General features: G+C 37.4%; 17 protein-coding genes. 13 read left to right on the top strand and 4 right to left on the bottom strand.

The annotated features are described in order from the left end of the window. Positions 1 to 19: 19 nt before the first annotated feature. Positions 20 to 655, top strand: coding sequence for a trimeric intracellular cation channel family protein (locus AC00Y6_RS01710; protein WP_474488885.1), 636 nt, complete (start codon positions 20 to 22; stop codon positions 653 to 655). 65 nt (positions 656 to 720) lie between these two features. Here AC00Y6_RS01710 and AC00Y6_RS01705 read toward each other — a convergent pair whose 3' ends face one another. After that, positions 721 to 1,287: a DUF2892 domain-containing protein gene (locus tag AC00Y6_RS01705; RefSeq protein WP_474488884.1), complete on the bottom strand. Its 567-nt coding sequence runs from the start codon at positions 1,285 to 1,287 to the stop codon at positions 721 to 723. Positions 1,288 to 1,346: 59 nt separating this feature from the next. After that, positions 1,347 to 3,149, bottom strand: a complete 1,803-nt coding sequence (gene uvrC / locus AC00Y6_RS01700; protein ID WP_474488883.1) for an excinuclease ABC subunit UvrC — start codon at positions 3,147 to 3,149, stop codon at positions 1,347 to 1,349. Positions 3,150 to 3,358: 209 nt separating this feature from the next. Between uvrC and AC00Y6_RS01695 the strand changes: the two genes are divergently transcribed. From AC00Y6_RS01695 to ribA, 10 genes are all read left to right on the top strand, one after another. Then, a complete protein-coding gene (locus AC00Y6_RS01695) occupies positions 3,359 to 4,585 on the top strand; it encodes a metallophosphoesterase family protein (protein ID WP_474488882.1) in 1,227 nt (408 codons plus the stop codon). 34 nt (positions 4,586 to 4,619) lie between these two features. Beyond that, a complete protein-coding gene (locus AC00Y6_RS01690; protein WP_474488881.1) occupies positions 4,620 to 6,920 on the top strand; it encodes a GH92 family glycosyl hydrolase in 2,301 nt (766 codons plus the stop codon). A 129-nt stretch (positions 6,921 to 7,049) separates the two neighbouring features. Further along, entirely contained in the window at positions 7,050 to 8,507 is a 1,458-nt protein-coding gene (locus AC00Y6_RS01685; protein ID WP_474488880.1) for a lipopolysaccharide biosynthesis protein, read from the top strand. 42 nt (positions 8,508 to 8,549) lie between these two features. Further along, positions 8,550 to 9,569 carry a sugar phosphate nucleotidyltransferase gene (locus AC00Y6_RS01680; RefSeq protein WP_474488879.1) on the top strand — a complete coding sequence of 340 codons (1,020 nt, stop codon included), beginning with the start codon at positions 8,550 to 8,552 and terminating at the stop codon, positions 9,567 to 9,569. 127 nt (positions 9,570 to 9,696) lie between these two features. Then, positions 9,697 to 10,494, top strand: coding sequence for a lipoprotein insertase outer membrane protein LolB1 (gene lolB1, locus AC00Y6_RS01675; RefSeq protein WP_474488878.1), 798 nt, complete (start codon positions 9,697 to 9,699; stop codon positions 10,492 to 10,494). Next, on the top strand, positions 10,491 to 12,026 hold the full coding sequence (locus AC00Y6_RS01670; protein WP_474488877.1) for a murein hydrolase activator EnvC family protein: 1,536 nt from the start codon (positions 10,491 to 10,493) through the stop codon (positions 12,024 to 12,026). Before lolB1 ends, AC00Y6_RS01670 begins: the two co-directional genes overlap by 4 nt. A gap of 30 nt (positions 12,027 to 12,056) precedes the next feature. After that, on the top strand, positions 12,057 to 12,257 hold the full coding sequence (locus AC00Y6_RS01665; RefSeq protein WP_474488876.1) for a twin-arginine translocase TatA/TatE family subunit: 201 nt from the start codon (positions 12,057 to 12,059) through the stop codon (positions 12,255 to 12,257). 13 nt (positions 12,258 to 12,270) lie between these two features. Beyond that, complete coding sequence (locus AC00Y6_RS01660; protein ID WP_474488875.1) at positions 12,271 to 12,882, top strand: DUF4254 domain-containing protein; 612 nt, start codon at positions 12,271 to 12,273, stop codon at positions 12,880 to 12,882. After that, positions 12,882 to 13,340, top strand: a complete 459-nt coding sequence (locus AC00Y6_RS01655; RefSeq protein ID WP_474488874.1) for a hypothetical protein — start codon at positions 12,882 to 12,884, stop codon at positions 13,338 to 13,340. Before AC00Y6_RS01660 ends, AC00Y6_RS01655 begins: the two co-directional genes overlap by 1 nt. Before the next feature lie 16 nt (positions 13,341 to 13,356). After that, positions 13,357 to 13,953, top strand: a complete 597-nt coding sequence (gene ribA, locus AC00Y6_RS01650; RefSeq protein WP_474488873.1) for a GTP cyclohydrolase II — start codon at positions 13,357 to 13,359, stop codon at positions 13,951 to 13,953. Positions 13,954 to 14,008: 55 nt separating this feature from the next. Here ribA and AC00Y6_RS01645 read toward each other — a convergent pair whose 3' ends face one another. After that, on the bottom strand, positions 14,009 to 14,299 hold the full coding sequence (locus tag AC00Y6_RS01645) for an HU family DNA-binding protein (RefSeq protein WP_374441056.1): 291 nt from the start codon (positions 14,297 to 14,299) through the stop codon (positions 14,009 to 14,011). A gap of 327 nt (positions 14,300 to 14,626) precedes the next feature. Here AC00Y6_RS01645 and panD point away from each other — a divergent pair, with 327 nt between their 5' ends. Both panD and AC00Y6_RS01635 read left to right on the top strand, forming a co-directional pair. After that, complete coding sequence (gene panD / locus AC00Y6_RS01640) at positions 14,627 to 14,977, top strand: aspartate 1-decarboxylase (RefSeq protein WP_474488872.1); 351 nt, start codon at positions 14,627 to 14,629, stop codon at positions 14,975 to 14,977. A gap of 15 nt (positions 14,978 to 14,992) precedes the next feature. Beyond that, a complete protein-coding gene (locus AC00Y6_RS01635; RefSeq protein ID WP_474488924.1) occupies positions 14,993 to 16,012 on the top strand; it encodes a lysylphosphatidylglycerol synthase transmembrane domain-containing protein in 1,020 nt (339 codons plus the stop codon). Here AC00Y6_RS01635 and AC00Y6_RS01630 read toward each other — a convergent pair. Then, entirely contained in the window at positions 16,005 to 19,040 is a 3,036-nt protein-coding gene (locus AC00Y6_RS01630) for an AAA family ATPase (RefSeq protein ID WP_474488871.1), read from the bottom strand. The genes AC00Y6_RS01635 and AC00Y6_RS01630 overlap by 8 nt on opposite strands. Positions 19,041 to 19,202: the final 162 nt, after the last annotated feature.

Below are 19,202 nucleotides of genomic sequence, written 5' to 3'. Positions count from 1 at the left end.
TATCAATTATAAAATAGCCGTGCATCAGCAGTTTAATTTTCTTATAGAAGTTTTGGGAACCATTTCATTTGCCATGTCTGGTAGTTTTGCTGCCATGCAAAAACGTTTGGACCCCTTTGGTGTTTTGATTATTGCGTTTGTAACCTCGGTGGGTGGTGGTACCGTGCGAGATTTGCTGCTGGATGTCCCTGTGTTTTGGATGACGGATATGCTTACCTGCTCGCTTATATTTTTTACCTGTCTTTTCTCAATGATCTTCAAATCCATTGAGAGGAATTTTAAAGTAACACTGTTTATTTTTGACAGTTTTGGATTGGGGCTTTTTACAATCATTGGTATCCAGAAAGGTTTGACAGAAGGATTGCATCCGTTGATTTGCCTCACTTTAGGGACTATTACAGGGTGTTTTGGGGGGATTATTAGGGATATTTTGCTTAACAGGATTCCACTGATTTTCCGTAAAGAGATCTATGCAACAGCCTGTATTATTGGTGCCGGTATTTTTTTGTTGATGACCAAATATTCCGGATGGTCCTATACGCTGGTTCAGGTTTCCACGATTATTTTAATTGTGGCCATCCGTACGCTGGCGGTTAAGTACCATTGGCAAATCCCGAAATTTTATACAAGCGATCATAGAAAAGAAGAAAATTAAATCCTAAAAATTTGCAAAGCTTTGAAAACAAAAAATCGGTTTATAGAAACCGATTTTTTTATGATTTAGAAGAATTTTCCTCTCTGTCTCATGTTGGGATTGTGCATGTGTTTTTGCATGGATGGCAGCTTTAGCTGCTCTTTCATCATTTTGATCTGGTCTGTCATCATCCCTGCAGAATCAAGTTGTTTAGCTTCTTCCAAAAGTTTCTGAGCTTCAGTTTTTCTTCCCTTGGATAATGCAGAAGCTGCCAAATTTAGCTTAGCCATGGCACGGTCATGTTTCATATTAAGGCCATATTCCAATGCTTTTTTCATTAGGGCTTCGGTTTTTGCAGGTTGTTCCTGGGCCGTTGTCAAAGCCTGTAGATAATGGAAATAGCCATATTGACTCTTATGAAGTTGTGATTGGTAATTGGTGATTTTGGCTAAGAAGTGAGAAGCTTTTTCCATATTTTGCTTTCTCAGTTGCCAAAAAGCCAAGAGGATGTATTCGTTTTTGAAAAACAGTGCAATAGGAATGGCAGATAGGATTACCAAAACAATTCCCCATCCGATGTTGCGGTTAAACATCAGATAAACACCCAGCGCAATGATGATGGCTGCAATTACAAACTTTATGTATTTGTTCATTATTAAAATTTAGGTTGCAAAGATAAGAATTAACGTTAAGAATTCCGATAGATATGATATTATGAATTTTCAGGTGTGTTAAAAAACGCCCAAACAACCTTGGCTTTTGATTTTCCTAGGATTTCTTCCAATGTTGCAAGGTCTGCTTCTTTTATTCTTTTAACGGATTTCAGTTTGGAGAGTAATAATTCTATGGATTTTGGCCCTACACCCGGGATTTCTTCCAATTCGGATTTGATGGTAGAATTTTTACGCCTTGTGCGGTGATGTTTGACACCAAAACGGTGGGACTCGTCCCGTACACGCTGCAGGATTTTGAGCGTTTCCGCTTTTTTATCGATATAGAGAGGAACGGAATCTTCAGGGAAATAAATTTCCTCCAGTCGTTTAGCAATCCCAATAATGGTGATTTTTCCGTATAGCCCAAGCAGTTTCAGGCTTTTAACCGCGGATGACAATTGGCCTTTTCCGCCGTCTATCAGGATAAGCTGTGGCAGAGATTCGCCTTCGTCTATCAGTCGTCTGTAGCGGCGGTAGATAACTTCTTCCATGGTGGCAAAGTCGTTAGGGCCTTCCACGGTTTTGGGATGAAAAATCCTGTAATCCGACTTGCTTGGCTTGCCGTCTTTGAAAACCACACACGCAGAAACTGGATTGGTTCCCTGGATGTTGGAGTTGTCAAACCCTTCGATATGTCTTGGTTCCACAGGCATTCTCAGGATGTGCTTCATCTCTGCCATAATGCGGTTGGTATGCCTTTCCGGATCTATGATTTGCACCTGTTTCAGTTTTTCCAAGCGGTATTCTTTAGCGTTTTTTTCAGATAATTCTACCACTCTTTTTTTGTCACCCACTTTGGGCACAATTAGTTTTACGCCGGGGATTTCCAAACCCAGATGAAAAGGAATTAAAATCTCCCTCGATGTAGAGTCAAATTTTTGCCGGATCTCGATCAAGGCTTCTTCCAGAATGTCTTCATCCGTTTCTTCCAATACTTTTTTGATCTCGGTGGTAAAACTTTGCACGATAGAGCCATTCCTTATTTTGAAATAATTCACATACGCCGCCGTCTCATCGCTTGTCATCCCAAAAACATCCACATCATCTATACTCGGGTTAACTACGGTGTGTTTCGCCTGATAATCATCTAGGGATTCGATGTTTTGCTTAATCATTTGTGCCTTTTCAAACTCCAGGTTGGCAGCATAGCGGAACATGCGCTCTTCCATATATTTCTTGGCAAAGCGGAAGTCTCCTTTTATGATCCCGCGGATGGCTTCTACCTTTTCATCGTATTCCTCTTTAGATTCAAGACCTTCACAAGGGCCGTTGCAGTTTTTGATATGATACTCTAGGCAGACGCGGTATTTGCCTTCCTCAATCTTGGTTGGGGAAAGATTCAGGTTGCAGGTTCTTATTTTATACAGGTTTTTTATTGTATCCAGCAAAACCCTGGCAGGCTTTACTTTGGCATAAGGCCCATAATATTCGGATCCGTCCTTGATCTTGGTTCTTGTCATGAAAATCCTTGGGAAATCTTCATTTTTAATGCAAATCCAAGGGTAGGATTTGTCATCTTTCAGCATTACATTATAGAACGGCTGATGCTCTTTGATGAGGTTATTTTCCAGCAGCAGCGCATCATATTCACTGTCCACAACTGTGGTTTCCAGTCGATGGATTTTGGATACCATAATCCTGGTCCTGTATCCGGAAAGGTTTTTATTAAAATAGGAGAGGACTCTTTTCTTAAGATGTTTGGCTTTTCCTACATACAGCAGCTGGTCGTTTTTGTCATAATAACGATAAACGCCGGGCTCCATAGGAAGGGTTTTTAGCTGAAGTTCGAGATTGGGATTCACAATACAAATTTAAGTAATTTCCGTTGATTTTAATTAATTTGGATTAAGGTCAGAATGGTTCTGTAATCAAAATGTTAGATCGGGGAATTAATTCTTTAGGCTTTATGCTTTGTCCTTTTTTGCCAAAAAACTATCTTTATCCAATGAAACAAATCGTTGGGTCTTTGCAACTGTTTTTACAATGCCAATCAAATATTAATTTTTAACGGATGAAAATTTTGCATACCGCCGACTGGCATCTTGGAAAACGTCTTGAAAATTTTTCCCGCCTCGATGAGCAAAGACTGGTCATGAAGGAAATTATCGATATTGCAAATCAGGAAGATGTGGATTTGGTATTGGTTGCCGGCGATTTGTTCGATAACTTTAATCCGTCAACCGAAGCGGTAGAGCTTTTTTATAAAACCCTGAAAGCCCTTTCCAACAACGGCCGGCGTCCCGTTGTAGCCATTGCGGGTAATCATGATTCTCCGGACAGGATCGATGCTCCGGATGTTCTGGCCAAAGAATGTGGTATTATTTTGATAGGCCATCCAAATGCAGAAGTTCCGCTTTTTGAACTAGAAAATTTAAAAATTTCTAAAACCGACAAAGGGTTTCTGGAATTAATCATCAAAGATATCCTGTTTCCTGTCAGGATTTTGCATACGGCATATGCCAATGAGATTCGCCTCAAAGAATATCTTGGCGAGGAAAACCGCGAACTGGCACTCAATCAGATTTTGCACAACCGTTGGAATAATCTTGCTGAAAATTATTGTGATGATAAAGGGGTCAATCTTCTGCTTGCGCATCTATTTATGATGAAAAAAGGTATGCCAAAACCCGAAGAACCCGAAGGCGAAAAACCGATTATGATTGGCAATGCAGACCTTATCTATTCTGAGATTATACCGCAGCAGATCCAGTACAGCGCATTGGGTCATCTTCACAATTATCAAAATGTTGGCACTGTAGAAAAACCGGTAATTTATTCTTCCGCTGCGCTCTGTTACAGTTTCAGCGAGGCCGGGCAAACCAAATCTGTCACAATCATTGATGCAGAACCGGGGAAAGATGTTTCTCATCGGCCAATTCCTATTACAAACGGCAAAAAATTATCCCGCAAAACCTTCGGTAGTGTAGATGTTGCTCTGGATTGGTTGAGAGAAAACCCTGATGCACTGGTAGAGCTTACCCTAGAAAGTGATACTTTTCTAAAGGCAGAAGACCGTAAACGCTTGTATCAGTCACATAATGGTATTATCCATCTTATTCCGAAAATTAAAAATGATGCGTTAGCGGTAAGTGAACAAAATAATTCGATTAATCTTAATCAGGATATTCAGGATCTTTTTCGGGATTATTTTAAATCAAAAAATAAAAACCAGGAACCTAATGAAGAGTTGCTCCAGCTTTTCCGCGAAATATCGAATGGCGAAAATGCATCACATTAATAAAAAACAAAAAATAACTATAAATCATACCAATATGCTTGCAGGAAAAAGTCACATTCTATTATTATTAATTTGCTTTTCATTATTATTCAACGCTCAAAAAATGCAGAATCTTGCCAAATATGTCAACCCTATTATCGGGACAGAAAAAATGGGACACACCTTTCCTGGTGCAACCGTTCCTTTTGGAGCCGTTCAATTGAGTCCCGAAACCGATACTTTATCTTACGAAATCAATGGGAAATATAACCCTGATGTTTATAAATATTGCGCTGGTTACCGCTACGAAGACAAAACAATTGTCGGTTTTTCGCACACGCATTTCAGCGGAACAGGTCATTCGGATTTGGGCGATTTTCTAATAATGCCAACCGTCGGAAAACTTAAATTAAATCCTGGAACTGCGCAAAATCCTGAAAGTGGATTCCGTTCCCGATTTTCTCATCAGAACGAAAAAGCGGAAGCCGGATATTACAGAGTAAAACTGGATGATTCTAATATTTTAGCTGAATTAACGGCCACTACAAGAGTTGGATTTCATCAATACACTTTTCCAAAATCGGATGATGCACATATTATTTTGGACTTGATGTCCGGGATTTACAATTATGATGACAAGAATGTCTGGACATATGTAAGAATCGAAAACGACCACAGAATCACAGGTTACAGGCAAACCAACGGTTGGGCAAGAACCAGAACGGTTTATTTTGCTATGGAATTTTCGAAACCTTTTAAATCTTACGGCCAGAAAAATTTTGATGGCAAACAGCCTTACCGCGGTTTTTGGAGAAAATGGAATCAGGATGAGAATTTCCCGGAAATTGCCGGCAAGAAAATCAGAATGCATTTTGATTTTGATACGCAGGACAATGAAAAAGTTCAGGTCAAATTAGCGATTTCGCCTGTCAGCCAAGCCAATGCGTTGGAAAATTTGCAAAAAGAAACACCGGATTGGAATTTTGAAAACGTAAAATCCCAGGCTCAAAACGATTGGAATAAAGAATTGAATAAAATTCAAATCCAAGCACTTTCCCAGGATGATATGGTTAATTTCTATACGGCAATGTATCATACTTTTATCAATCCAACGGTTTATATGGACGGCAATGGCGAGTACAAAGGCCTTGACCAGAATGTTCATAAGGCTAAGGATTTTACCAATTATACCACGTTTTCACTTTGGGATACGTATCGCGCTTTGCATCCGTTTTTCAATATTATTCAGCCAAAAAGGAATAATGATATGGTAAAATCGATGTTGGCGCATTATGAGCAATTCAGTTTGAAAATGTTGCCGGTTTGGTCGCATTATGCTAACGAAAACTGGTGTATGAGCGGTTATCATTCGGTTTCTTTGATTGCGGATGCCATTATCAAAAATACATTTACAGGAAATCCGGAAGACGCTTTGAAAGCCTGCATCGCCACGTCCAACAAAAGAAGTTACGAAGGCATCGGTGAGTATATTGATAAAGGTTACATTGCTGCGGAGAAAAACGGAACATCGGTTTCCAATACTTTAGAATATGCTTACGATGACTGGGCAATCGCTCAAATCGCTCAAAAATTAGGCAAAACCGACATTTATAATGAATATCTGAAACGTTCCGAAAACTGGAAAAATGTCTTTGACAAATCCATTGGTTTTATGAGGCCAAGATTGGCAGACGGAAGTTTCAAAAAAGAATTTGATTTGCTGAGCACGCACGGGCAAGGCTTTATAGAAGGCAATTCCTGGAACTACAGTTTCTTTGTGCCCCATAACCCGAATGCTTTAATTGAGGCAATGGGCGGAAAAAAGAAATTCACGGAAAACCTGGATCAGCTCTTCTCAATGCATTTGCCAGACGAATTTTTTGCGGATACAGAAGACATCACACGGGAAGGAATTATTGGTGGTTATGTTCACGGCAACGAACCGGCGCACCACGTGGCTTATCTTTACAATTTTGCCGGACAACCTTGGAAAACTCAGGCTCAAATCCGTAAAATCCTGACGATGCAATACAAGGCAAAACCCGATGGATTGGGTGGAAATGACGATTGCGGACAAATGAGTGCGTGGTATATTTTCAATAGTTTGGGATTTTACCCGATTTCGCCAGGCTCTGATGAATATTCTATTGGCAGCCCAAGTATAAAAAATGCAACTTTGAATCTGGAAAACGGAAAAACCTTTGAAATTGAAGCCAAAAATCAGTCCGATAAAAATGTTTATGTTGATAAAATTGAGCTAAACGGCAAAGTGATAAAAGATTTGACAATCAGGCATCAGGATATTACCAATGGCGGAAAGTTGATTTTCTATATGACGAATAAAGCGAAAAGATAGTATTCCTTTAAGATTAATCGAACTAAACCTCATAAGTTTTTAAAACCTATGAGGTTTTTTGATTTTAAACAAGGTTTTGAGATATAATTAAAAGAATATCTTTGCAAAAATTTTAGAACAGCCATCTGGATGAAAAAACTTCTCGGACAAACCGCTCTTTATGGATTAACAACGGTGATTATCAGATTGTTCCCTTTTGTTATCAATCCCATTATTACGAGAACTTTTGGGCCAACTGCCTATTCGCCTTTTGCCGATTTTTATTCAGTTGCAGGTGTTATTGCGGTGCTTCTAACACACGGTATGGAAACTACATTTTTCCGTTTTGCCCTAGACGAAAAAGATGACAGGAAACTGATCTCGACCTCGTTTTTCAGTGTGTTTGCGGTAACATTGGTTTATCTCGTTTTTACTTTGCTGTACAGGCAACCGCTTGCAGAGGCTTTCAAAACGCCAGATCAGGTAGATTTGTTAGCCATTTTAACGGTTACTTTGGCTTTAGACGCTTTTTGTGCAATGCCTTTTGTAATGCTCAGAAAAAACGAAAGACCTCTGAAATATGCCGGAATCAGGATAGCAAATGGCATAGTCAATTTTCTGCTGGTTGTATTTTTTATTATTATCCTTCCAAAATATCCTAATGGTCTTTTTGGACTAAAGTACAGTGCTAAGTTTGGGATTGGATATGTTTTTGTAGCCAATCTGGTTGCCAGTGCAATGACATTCCTGATGCTTTCCAAAGAGCTTTTTATCGCCAGGCTTAAATATTTCTGCTGGGAACTTTGGAAAAAAATGATCAAATATTCCTGGCCAATTACCATTGCAGGATTAGCTGGAATTATCAATGAAACTTTTGACCGTCAGTTTCTGAAATTTCTTCTTCCCGAAGAAATAGGCCGTCACGAGTTGGGTGTTTATGGTGGTGTGGCAAAAGTGGTAACGTTTGTCATTCTTTTCAGGCAGGCTTATTCGTTAGGCATAGAACCTTTCTTTTTTAGCAATTCAAAAAACGAAAATGCCAAGCAGATGTATGTCAGGCTGATGGATATTTTTATCGCAGTCAATTGCCTGATTGTTTTGTTTTTGTCTGTTAATCTGGATTGGATAGCCAAAGTTTATATCAATAATCCCGAATATTACGAAGGAATAAGTATTCTTCCAATATTATTTTTTGCAAGTTTGTTTTTAGGGATTTATCTTAATCTTTCAATCTGGTATAAGTTGACAGACAGGACAATTGTTGGTGCATATATTTCGGCGATAGGGGTGTTGATTACCATATTAATCAATTTTTATTTTATCCCAAGATATGGTTATTGGGCATCTACCTGGGCAACGATTGCCAGTTATTTTACAATGATGGTCATCTCTTACATTTGGGGTCATTATAGATATCCGGTGGCTTATAATATTTATAAAAACAGTATTGTGATTCTTATTACGATGATCGTATCCTTGGCGTATTATCAATATTTAAAAGAAAACATTTGGTTGGGCAATGTTATATTTCTAATTTTGGCAACCATTTTATTCAAGAAAGAAAGGTTAGTTCCGCAGAAAATCCTGAATAAAATTAAAATGAAATAGTAATTTATAAAACTGATAATCAGTATATAACTAAAGAAATTTATGAAAATAATCGTTCCAATGGCGGGTCGCGGATCCAGGTTGAGACCACATACCTTAACTGTGCCAAAACCGCTAATCCCAATCGCAGGAAAACCTATCGTACAGAGGTTAGTAGAAGATATTGCAAAAGTAGCCAATGAACCTATTGAAGAGATTGCGTTTATCATTGGTGACTTTGGTCCTGAGGTAGAAGCTTCTCTTATTAAAGTAGCAGAAAACCTTGGTGCAAAAGGAAGCATCTACAGCCAGACAGAGCCGCTGGGTACGGCGCACGCTATCAACTGTGCAAAAGAAAGTATGAGTGGGCCAGTAATTATTGCATTTGCAGATACCTTGTTTCGCGCAGATTTTCATCTAGATACCAATGCTGACGGTGTAATCTGGGTAAAGAAAGTAGAAGATCCATCGGCTTTTGGCGTAGTGAAATTAGATGATTACGGTTTTATCACAGATTTTGTAGAGAAACCAAAAGAATTCGTTTCAGATCTTGCTATTATCGGGATTTACTACTTCAATTCTGCGGAAAAACTGATGGCTGAGATTGATTATATTATGGACAATAATATTATGCATGGTGGCGAATATCAGTTGACTACAGCTCTAGAAAATCTAAGAGCAAAGGGAGCCAAATTTTCCCTAGGAAAAGTAGATGACTGGATGGATTGTGGTAACAAAACTGCTACTGTAGAAACCAATAGCAAAATCCTTGAGTATGAAAAAGAGGCGATGGCTAAATATCCAGAATCTGCAGAAATTGTGAATTGTATGATTGTTCCGCCGTGTTTTATTGGAGAAAATGTTAAGATCTCCAATTCTAAGATTGGCCCTAATGTTTCCCTTGGTAACAATACGGTTGTTATTAATTCCAATATTAATAACTCATTAATTCAAGAAAATACTATTATCGATAATGGTAATCTCAGCTACTCGATGATTGGTAACTCAGCCAAATATTTTGGTGTTGCCCGTGAGATTTCTTTGGGAGATTATTCCGTTTTGGATTTTGTATCCAAAGATTAAGATATAGAACTCTATCAAATAAACTTTGCCGGTTATCTGGCAAAGTTTGTTGTTTAAAGACGGTATGTTCTGTAACACTTTTGCCGATTTTGGCGTTAATATTGCAAGTTTTAATTAAAAAAAATTTATGAAATTCAGTATCCTGATTATTATAGCAGCATTGGCTGTATCTTCTTGTGCAGTACAAAAAAAACAAACCGAAGTACCTACAAGCACTACAAAACCGATTGAGAATAATGCCGAATTTTTTTCATCCATTGCTAAAAAACCAACTTTTGACGCGGTTAAAATTAATAGCAAAATTGACGCAAAAACAGGCTCCTTTATTCCCACTTTGGATGCCGTAATTTATATAGAGAATGGGCAAAAGATTTGGATGAATCTTACAGCGGTAATTCTTCAGGCAGCCAGAGGAGTTGCCACGCCGCAAGGGATCAAAGCTTATAACAGGCTAGATAAAACTTATATAGATTCTGATTTTTCTTATCTTAACAAGCTGCTAAATGTTAATTTTATTGATTACAATGCCATGCAGAATCTCCTGACTGGAAAAACTTTTTTGCCGGTTTCGGATGATAAGTTTAAATTAACGATGAACGCCAATGGCTTTAACTTGGTTTCTAAAGAAGCTCAAAAAATTACAGAAAATGGAAAAACGGTTTCTTACAATGTTGCATTGGATTATGACAAAGACCTTAATCTGAATCATGTACTACTAACCAATCCACAGAATAGTGACCAGCTGGATATCACTTATTCTAACAGAGAAATGCTCAACAATGAGAGCTTTCCGAAAAATGTTAAAATAATTATAAAAGCCAGCAAAACCAGCGAAATATTAATTGAAAATACGAAATTTGATTTTTCCCGAATGGAAACTGCTTATGCCGTTCCTGCCAATTATACTAAGACAGAAATTAAATGATTAAGAAATTAAGTTTTTTCGTGAGTATTCTATTATTCGGAAGCGTTTTTGGGCAGAAGGATAAAGAACAGTTGCAAAAACAGAATTCCGATCTTAAGAAACAGATATCATCGATAAATGCTTCGTTAAATCAAACCAAAAAAGAATCCAGATTATCAATTGCATACCTTAATGCTGTTAACCAAAAGATTAATCTGCGTGAGAAAGTCTATACCAATACTCAGAAGGAAAAACGGTTTATAGAAGATGATATCTATAAAAGACAGCTCGAAATCAATAAAAATAACAGGGAGCTTGCTGTTCTTAGAAAAAATTACGCTGAAATTCTTGTTAAAGCGTATAAAACAAAAGGCGTACAGAATAAAGTAACTTTTATCTTGTCATCAAAAAATCTGGGAGAGGCACTCAGTAGGATGGAGTATCTTAAACGTTATTCTGAATATCAGGATAAGAAAGCTGCGGAAATTTCTAATAAAGCCGCAGAAATTAAAAGAAATATAGAACTTAAAAAAAGATCTGTTACCGAGAAAGATAATCTTTTGCTTACTCAGAAAAAGGATTTGGTTACTATTCAGGCAGAGAAACAGCAGAAACAAGAGCTTTTGGATGAATTTAAGAAAAACGAAGTTCAACTAACCGCGGAGTTAAAACAAAAGCAGGCACAATCCAAAGAATTGGAGAGACAAATCCGTAATATTATTGCAGAAGAAATACGATTGGCAAAAGCTAAAGAGGAGGCCGAGAGAAAGGCAGAAGCAGAAAGAAAAAGATTAGCAGAAATTGCTGCCAAAAGAGAGAAGGAAAGAATTGATGCCGAAAACAGAAAACGATTAGCAGAAGCGGAAGCAGAAAGGAAAAGAGCCGAAGCTGAACTTAAAAAAGCTAACGAGATTGCAGCTAAAAGAGCAGAGGATGAGAGAAGGGTTGCTGAATCTAACAAAGCTGCGGAGCGAAGAGCTGCTGCAGAAAAGGCTACCAAAGATGCGGAGGCGTCTGCCAAACAAAAGGCTGACAGGTTAGCAGCAGCTAAAGCCAATGAAGATGCCATTAATAAAAGGAATGAGGATGCTAAAGACGAAGCCGAGAAAAAAGTGATGAAAAGTTATGGTGTTGGTTCTGTTGTAGGTAATAATTTCGCTGAAAACAGAGGCAGAATGTCCTTCCCCGTAGAACGTGGTACGGTAACGCACCGCTTCGGTCGACAGCCACATCCGGTCTTTAAAAATATTGTAGAAGAGAATATAGGGATTAAGATTGCTGTTGCAGCAGGAACTAAAGCAAGGTGTGTTTTTCCAGGCGTTGTTTCCAGTATTCAGGCAATTAATGGCAGCAGGACTGTAGTTGTGAAACATGGTAATTATTTCACAGTCTATTCTAACCTTGCAAATACAGCGGTGAGAGCGAATCAACAGGTATCTGCAGGCACGCCAATTGGAGAAGTAGGTAGTGATTTTGACGGTACTACAACACTCGACTTTCAAGTATGGAATGGAACAAATCCGGTTGATCCTTTGGGTTGGGTTTCATATTAAAAAATAATTTAACTTTGCAAAAAAATTGAAATGTTAATATCAACAGTTATATTGAGTTTATCTTGGCAGCATATTGTGATTGTTGCACTTATTCTACTTTTGTTATTTGGAGGTAAAAAAATTCCAGAATTGATGAAAGGCTTAGGTTCAGGAATCAAAGAATTCAAAGATGCTGTAAAAGATGAGGATAAGAAAGACAGCAACTCATCCACAACCAATAATCCTTCTTAGATAAGTTTTATTGATGAGTTTTGCAGAAAATGCGTGGACAGTCTTTAACAGATCTGTTGAAGATTATCATGTAAAAGATAGTGTCGATTCACAAGAGAATAATCCATTCCCGGCTGATAGTCTGGAATGGATTTTGTATTCCAAGAACTGGATTGATACGGTTCAGTGGCACTTAGAGGATATTATTCGCGAAGAGGATATAAATCCTGTAGAGGCTTTGAAAATCAAAAGAAGAATAGACAATCTTAATCAAAACCGGACAGATTTAGTAGAGCAGATCGATTTTTGGTTCTATAAAAAGTTTGAAGGTATTACTTCAAATGATGATTCGAGAATCAATACAGAAACGCCTGCTTGGGCTATAGATAGGTTCTCTATTCTTTCGTTGAAAATTTATCACATGACGATTGAAGCATCAAGAGTCGATGCCACAGAAGATCATAAAATAAAATGTTCTCAAAAATTAAATGTCCTGCTTGATCAAAAGTCAGATTTGTCCACATCTATAGAGCAGTTATTAGCAGATATAGAAAATGGCAAAGTTAAGATGAAGCTTTACAAGCAGATGAAGATGTATAATGATGAATCCCTGAATCCAATCCTGTATCAAAAAATACGGAAGTGATGAAAAGTTTCTTAAAACTTTTAGCGATAATATTGATAGGTTTTTTAAGTTCGTGTTCAGCTAGTTCTGCAGCATCTGACGATTTGCATTCTGATCTGTTGTCAGATTCTTATGCATACCTTTCCCCAGAAGATATTGTGTATGCTTCATCTATCTCCAATCTTATTTCCACATTTCCAAAATTCAGAAACGATGATGTCAATCGGGAAATTGGATTTTTGAAGGAAGCATTGTCCGATTATTTGAATTCTGTAAGGCAGCTAAACGAAGTCGATAAAAAAAGGTCGATGGAAGAGTTTGAGAAATCTTACAAAAAAATTCAGAAGCTTCGTAAATTTATACCAAGTGAAGATGATGAGGTGCTTAACAGGTATATGGTAAAGATTAAAACAAATGTCAATCTTTTGGAGTCGTCTCAAACAAAAAGTGTCCAGACAACTACCATGTCCTCCAACTAATTTCTTTTATATTTCAATGTTAAAAGTACAAGCAGAAGCTAATGTTCCCACAGATTTTGGGGAGTTTAGGATGGTTGCCTTCTCCGAAGATGATAAAAACTGGATGCCGCATATGGCACTTATAGCCAAAGGTACAGATTATAGCCAACCAGTTAATGTTAGAATTCATTCAGAATGTATTACCGGTGAGGTTTTTCATTCGCAGAAATGTGAATGTGGTCAGCAACTCGATTCCGCAATGAAATACATGCAGGATAATGGGGGTATTATAATTTACCTAAGGCAGGAAGGCCGGAATATTGGCATTATCAATAAACTAAAGGCTTATGCCCTTCAGGAAAGGGGTTTGGATACGGTACAGGCTAATTTAGAATTAGGTTTACCCGCAGATGATCGTGATTTTGGTGTTGCGATAGAGATGCTAAAAGATCTTGGTGTAAAATCTCTTAATCTGATGACTAATAATCCTGAGAAAATTAATATTATTAAAAACAGTGATATTACTTTCAATTCAAGGATACCTTTGCAGATCAAGGCCAACGAAGCCAGCCAAGGATATCTTAAAACAAAAAAGGATTTTTTCGGACATCTTCTGGATGACGATAATGACTAAAGGATATAAAAAAACCCGCAATTTGCGGGTTTTTTATTTGAAAGTGTTTCAAACATTATTTTTTCTTAGCGCCTGCAACAGCAGTTGCTAAATCAGCACCAGCTTTAAATTTTGCAACTTTTTTAGCAGCAATTTTGATTGGTTTTTTTGTTGCAGGGTTAATACCTTGTCTTGCAGCTCTTTCAGAAACTGAGAAAGTACCGAATCCTACTAGGGATACTTTACCATCTTTTTTCTTAAGGGTTTCCATTACATTTGAAACGAAAGATTCCAAAGCTTTTTTTGCAGCAGCTTTTGTAATTTCTGCATCTTTTGCGATAGCATCGATTAATTCAGACTTGTTCATAATATTTTATAATTAAAGTTATGTTGTTATAGCAAATATAAGACTATTTTAATATCGTGCAAATAATTTATAAAAAAATAATAAAAACAATATATTTTTTTTTATTCTGATGAATTTTCCTTAAAACCAAATTTAACGAAAATAAGCGTTTTACAAACTTAAAATATTCTGTTTATCCAATGTTAATCAACAATTGCGCCAATTCGAATTTTTGTAGGCATTATTCATAAATTCATAAAATTTGATGTTTTTTATCCCTACCTGATCAATGTAGTTTTTATCATCTAATTTTTTAAACTCTTATTTAATTAATGTAAATTTGCACTTATGTTAATCGAAGTTTTTAAATCGAAAATCCACAGAGTCCGTGTAACTGCATCGGATCTCAATTATATTGGCAGCATTACTATTGATGAAGATCTTATCGAGGCTGCAGGGCTTATCGTAGGAGAAAGGGTCTATATTGTAAATGTTAACAACGGTGAGCGTTTTGACACTTATGTGATCAAAGGCAAGAGAAAATCCGGTGAAATATGCCTAAACGGGCCTGCTGCCAGAAAGGTGCAAAAAAATGATACAGTCATCATCATCGCCTATGCACAGATGACTCCAGAAGAGGCTAAGGATTTTCAACCTAAGATTGTGTTCCCGGATGAACAAACCAATCTTCTTACCTAATTTTTAAATCAAATTATCTTGGAGGAGAAGAAAAATTCTGTACTCAAAAATGTCCTTACCATTGTGGTTTCTCTGCTGATTGCTGGCGTTTTCCTTTGGCTTGCGCTCAAGGGTTTGGATTTTGAGAAAATTAAAAGTTCTCTCCAGAAAGCCAATTACCTTTGGGTAGCGGCGGCGGCTGTTTTTGGTATTTCCGCCTATATTTTCCGCGCCATAAGATGGAATCTTCTGCTGGAACCGATGGGCTACAAAGTTTCCAATAGCAACTCGTTGTGGTCTATTTCTTTTGGTTATTTAATGAATCTCACGATTCCAAGGAGTGGCGAAGTAGCGCGTTCCACGGCACTCTATGGTGTAGAAAAAGTACCTGTAGATAAATCTTTTGGGACAATTATTTTGGAAAGGGTGATTGACTTGGTTTGTATGTTGATCTTCCTCGGCTTGACGCTTATTTTCAAATTTGATGCGATATACAGCTTCTACGAACGTTCTGGTGTAACATTCAACCCGATTTTTATTATAGGGATTTTAGCAGGAGGAATATTAGGCCTTTTGACATTTTTCAGGTTCAAGGAACGATTCAGGAAGTTTGGCTTCATCTCAAAAATCATTGATTTTATAGAGGGTATCATTGCCGGTTTGATGTCTGTATTCAGGCTTCGTCAAAAAATAAAATTCATTATACTCACAGCAGGCATCTGGGTTTGCTATTTCTTAGCGTCCTATTTGGTGTGTTTTTCTTTGCCGGAAACTTCGGATTTTACGCTGGCAGACGGCTGTTTTATTTTGGTGGTGGGAACTCTTGGTATGATTATCCCGGCGAGTGGTGGCATTGGCGCATTTAATCTCGCTATGAAATTTGGCTTTACGGCTCTTTTCATCTCTATGGGAAAAGACGCTATAGAAGGTGGCGAGTTGGGGCTTGCTTACTCCTTTATCACGCTGCCATTGCAGATTGTTATTATGCTGGTGATGGGATTAATTTCGATTCCGATGTTGGCCAAAAACAGAAAAGTGGGTTCAAAACTTAGTTAAGAATCAGATCAATTTTACTTCCTGTTTCTTCATCTTTTGTTACGTTTAACGAGATCGGGATTTTTTCTTTAAGCTCTTCAACGTGCGAAATAATGCCTACAATCCGGTTCTCTTTCTGCAGATTGCTTAAGGTTTCAAATACCAGATTCACAGACTCCGGATCCTGAGTCCCAAATCCTTCATCAATAAAGAAAAAATTCTTGTCAGACTTGGACTGAGCCTGCACACTCTCTGCCAAAGCCAGCGCCAAACTTAGGGACACCTGAAAACTCTGCCCGCCCGATAAAGTCTTTACACTACGGGTTTTGCCTTCATTCAGATAATCGATGATTTCAAACTCGTATTTATTATTTACCTGCAGGCTCAGTTGGTTCCTGGTCATCCTATGAAAACGGATATTGGCATTGTCACAAAGTTGTTTCAGGTAAATGGAAGAAACATATTCTACAAATCCTGCACCTTTAAAGAGGCTAAAAAGTGTATCCAGGTTGGCTTTTCTCTGTTGTAATTGGTTTTGCGCGGTAAGCAACTCTTTTTTGATTTCAAAGTTTTTTTGCAGATCTGTAACCTGTTTTTCAAAGATGACCAACTGCTTTTGTAACTGCAAAATATGCTCTTGGGAAGCTAAAAATCTATTCTCTCTCGTCACAAAATCTGTTTCATCAAAGTGGGATTCCTGTAATTTTTCTTTTAAAGATTTGATGATTTCTTTAAGCGTGTTAAAGCTGATTTTAAACGCCTGAATTGCCTTTCTGGTATTCTGAATATCAAAATTCTTTTTCAGAATATTTTCGATTTCTTCAAGGTTTTCAAACGAAGATTTTTGCAACTCAGCTTCCAGTTTCTCTGTATTTTCTTTTTCCGATTGCCTGAGTTCATCGATTTGTTTTGCAATTTGCGCAAGCAAAGTTTCTTTGGATGCCACTTTTGGCGTAGTTTCCAGAAGGTCTTTCTGCAGTTGTTGGTAACGGGTTTCAACAGAACTGTTTTTAGAAGATAAGTTTTCGGATTCCATCAAAATGTCCTCATGGTTTGCGTTTTCAAAATCTTTGAAATCAAGGCATTTCAAACCATTTTTCAAATCCGAAATTGTTGTTTCTAGGCTGATTCTTTTATTTTTTAAATCAAGAATGGCATCCTCAAAACGCTTTGTTTCTTTCTGTTGTTTTTCTAATGTTTTTCGTTTCTCATCCAGTTCTTTTTCAGCAATATTGATTTTTCGTTCTGTTTCCAGTGCTTCTGTTTTTTGCGCAGTAAATTGGCTTTCATTATCCTTATCAAAGGCGTTCCAGATAAACTGTTCAAGATGAGATTCCAGTTTTTTTGCAGCTTCAGATTGGTGATGTTCCAGTTCTTTATTTTGCTTTTCCAAAAGCAACTTCAACTCCAGAATTTTCTCGATACTATTTTCATCAATTCTTATTTTTTCGATTAATTTCTCAATTTCGAGAATATCAATCTCCAACTTTTTCATCGGTTCCGAAACATTTTCCAAAGCTAAGACTTGAGGATGATCTGTAGATCCACAAAGTGGACAAGGCTGTCCTTCTTCGATGTTTTGAGCAAATTCTGAAAGTTTTTGTGAAAGTTCCAGATGGCTTTTTTGTTGTGCAAGCTTTCTTTTTTGATCGTTCAGGGAAAGGGTTTGTGCGGCAAATTCTTCTTTCCAATTCTCCGGGAATTCATTTAACAGATTTTGTTGTTTTGCAATTTCTTGATATTTTGAAATCAAACTCTGTTGGACATTAGATAATTCTGTTTGCAGGTTTTTCCTCACCAGAAACCAGTTTTCCACATCCATCAGGATTTTGGTATCGGTTTTTTTTAACTTTAAATCAGCGATATTTTTTGATTCCGAGTTAATATCAATCTGAATTTCGTTTTCTTTATTCTTAGATTGCTTAACAACTTCTTCCCCTTCATAGATTCTTTTGCCAAGTTTTTTTTCCTGATGATCTAAGTCCAGGATTTTAGCAATATTGGCCAGTTCAATAGCTTTTTGCTTATTGTTTTCAAGTTGGCTGATGTCTTTCTCCAGTTCAGACCTGTTTTTTTTGATCTGATCCAGAGTTTGAGAAAGCAAATGAAATTCGGTTTTTGCAGAAATTTCAGCTTTTTGGTTTTGAGTAATTTCACTGGTTAGGCGCACTTTCTCTGTCAACAAAGATTTGAAGTGTCGTTCCGCATTTTCAAAGGTTTCCATTTCCTTTTCCAGATGAGAAAACTTGTCATTCTCAGCAATTTTAACCTGAAACTCGGCTTCTTTCAACTTCAGTTGATCGGCATCACTTTTCAGATTTTTCAGTTTTTGAAAACTAATTTCCAGTTGGTCATGAGTCAATTTCTCTTTTTCATAATTAGTTTTGGAAATATTCAGCTCTTCCAGTTTTTGGTGAATTATTTCTTCAGAAACTTCTTCAAAATTCCCTAATTTTCCTTCCAGTTCCGCCAGTTGATACTTGGCATCGGATATTTGGGAAGACACTCTATCCTGTAGGTCATATTTCTGGAGTCCAAAAATTTCTTTCATCATTTTGGTGCGGTCTGTAGCTCCCAGTTCCAGAAATTCCTTAAACTGACCTTGCGGAATGATGATGGTTCTTTTGAAATTGTCATAGCTTAGTCCCAAAATTTCCGCAGCATTGGTATGTTCCATCGGAATCCATTGGCCGTCCTTCTCTTCATAAAAAACCGAATTGGAAAGTTTGACATCGTCAAAACGTTTTGAATTTCTTTTAAATTCCCGGCTCGCCCGGAATTTTCTGTTTTCAAAATTCAGGAAATCAAATTCAATATAAGACCTATTGCTGCGCAGGTTCATCATATTATAGGCGCGGCTGTCCTTGCTGTTCATCCGCTCCGTCTCGCCATAAAGGGCAAAACCTATGGCTTCCAAAATAGAAGATTTCCCCGATCCTACGGCACCAAATATCCCAAAAAGGCCGGCTTCTGTCAGTTCAGAAAATGGGATGGTCTGTCTGGTTTGGTAAGAATATAAACCTTCTATCGTAAGTTGGATCGGCAGCATAATGTCATGATTATTATAATGGCTAATTTAGTGTATTCAGCTAACATTTATTCTGTTTTAATACCAGAATTATCATGGCTGATTTGGGAGAACTGTTTTGTTTTTTAATTGGATTGATAACCGTAAAAGTTGATGAATCATTAATAATAGTCTAAATTTGTT

The sequence above is a fragment of the Epilithonimonas sp. genome (assembly GCF_056329745.1).
Note: the sequence above shows the minus strand (reverse complement) of the source record. Positions and strands in the feature narration are given on the sequence as shown.

Excerpts from the sequence above, each read along its gene's own strand:
- ribA (WP_474488873.1), top strand. The coding sequence starts at position 13,357 with ATGTTAAAAGTACAAGCAGAAGCTAATGTTCCCACAGATTTTGGGGAG.
- AC00Y6_RS01645 (WP_374441056.1), bottom strand. The coding sequence starts at position 14,299 with ATGAACAAGTCTGAATTAATCGATGCTATCGCAAAAGATGCAGAAATT.
- AC00Y6_RS01705 (WP_474488884.1), bottom strand. The coding sequence starts at position 1,287 with ATGAACAAATACATAAAGTTTGTAATTGCAGCCATCATCATTGCGCTG.
- AC00Y6_RS01630 (WP_474488871.1), bottom strand. The coding sequence starts at position 19,040 with ATGCTGCCGATCCAACTTACGATAGAAGGTTTATATTCTTACCAAACC.
- panD (WP_474488872.1), top strand. The coding sequence starts at position 14,627 with ATGTTAATCGAAGTTTTTAAATCGAAAATCCACAGAGTCCGTGTAACT.
- AC00Y6_RS01660 (WP_474488875.1), top strand. The coding sequence starts at position 12,271 with ATGAGTTTTGCAGAAAATGCGTGGACAGTCTTTAACAGATCTGTTGAA.
- AC00Y6_RS01670 (WP_474488877.1), top strand. The coding sequence starts at position 10,491 with ATGATTAAGAAATTAAGTTTTTTCGTGAGTATTCTATTATTCGGAAGC.
- AC00Y6_RS01655 (WP_474488874.1), top strand. The coding sequence starts at position 12,882 with ATGAAAAGTTTCTTAAAACTTTTAGCGATAATATTGATAGGTTTTTTA.
- AC00Y6_RS01685 (WP_474488880.1), top strand. The coding sequence starts at position 7,050 with ATGAAAAAACTTCTCGGACAAACCGCTCTTTATGGATTAACAACGGTG.
- AC00Y6_RS01665 (WP_474488876.1), top strand. The coding sequence starts at position 12,057 with ATGTTAATATCAACAGTTATATTGAGTTTATCTTGGCAGCATATTGTG.
- lolB1 (WP_474488878.1), top strand. The coding sequence starts at position 9,697 with ATGAAATTCAGTATCCTGATTATTATAGCAGCATTGGCTGTATCTTCT.
- AC00Y6_RS01680 (WP_474488879.1), top strand. The coding sequence starts at position 8,550 with ATGAAAATAATCGTTCCAATGGCGGGTCGCGGATCCAGGTTGAGACCA.
- AC00Y6_RS01690 (WP_474488881.1), top strand. The coding sequence starts at position 4,620 with ATGCTTGCAGGAAAAAGTCACATTCTATTATTATTAATTTGCTTTTCA.
- AC00Y6_RS01695 (WP_474488882.1), top strand. The coding sequence starts at position 3,359 with ATGAAAATTTTGCATACCGCCGACTGGCATCTTGGAAAACGTCTTGAA.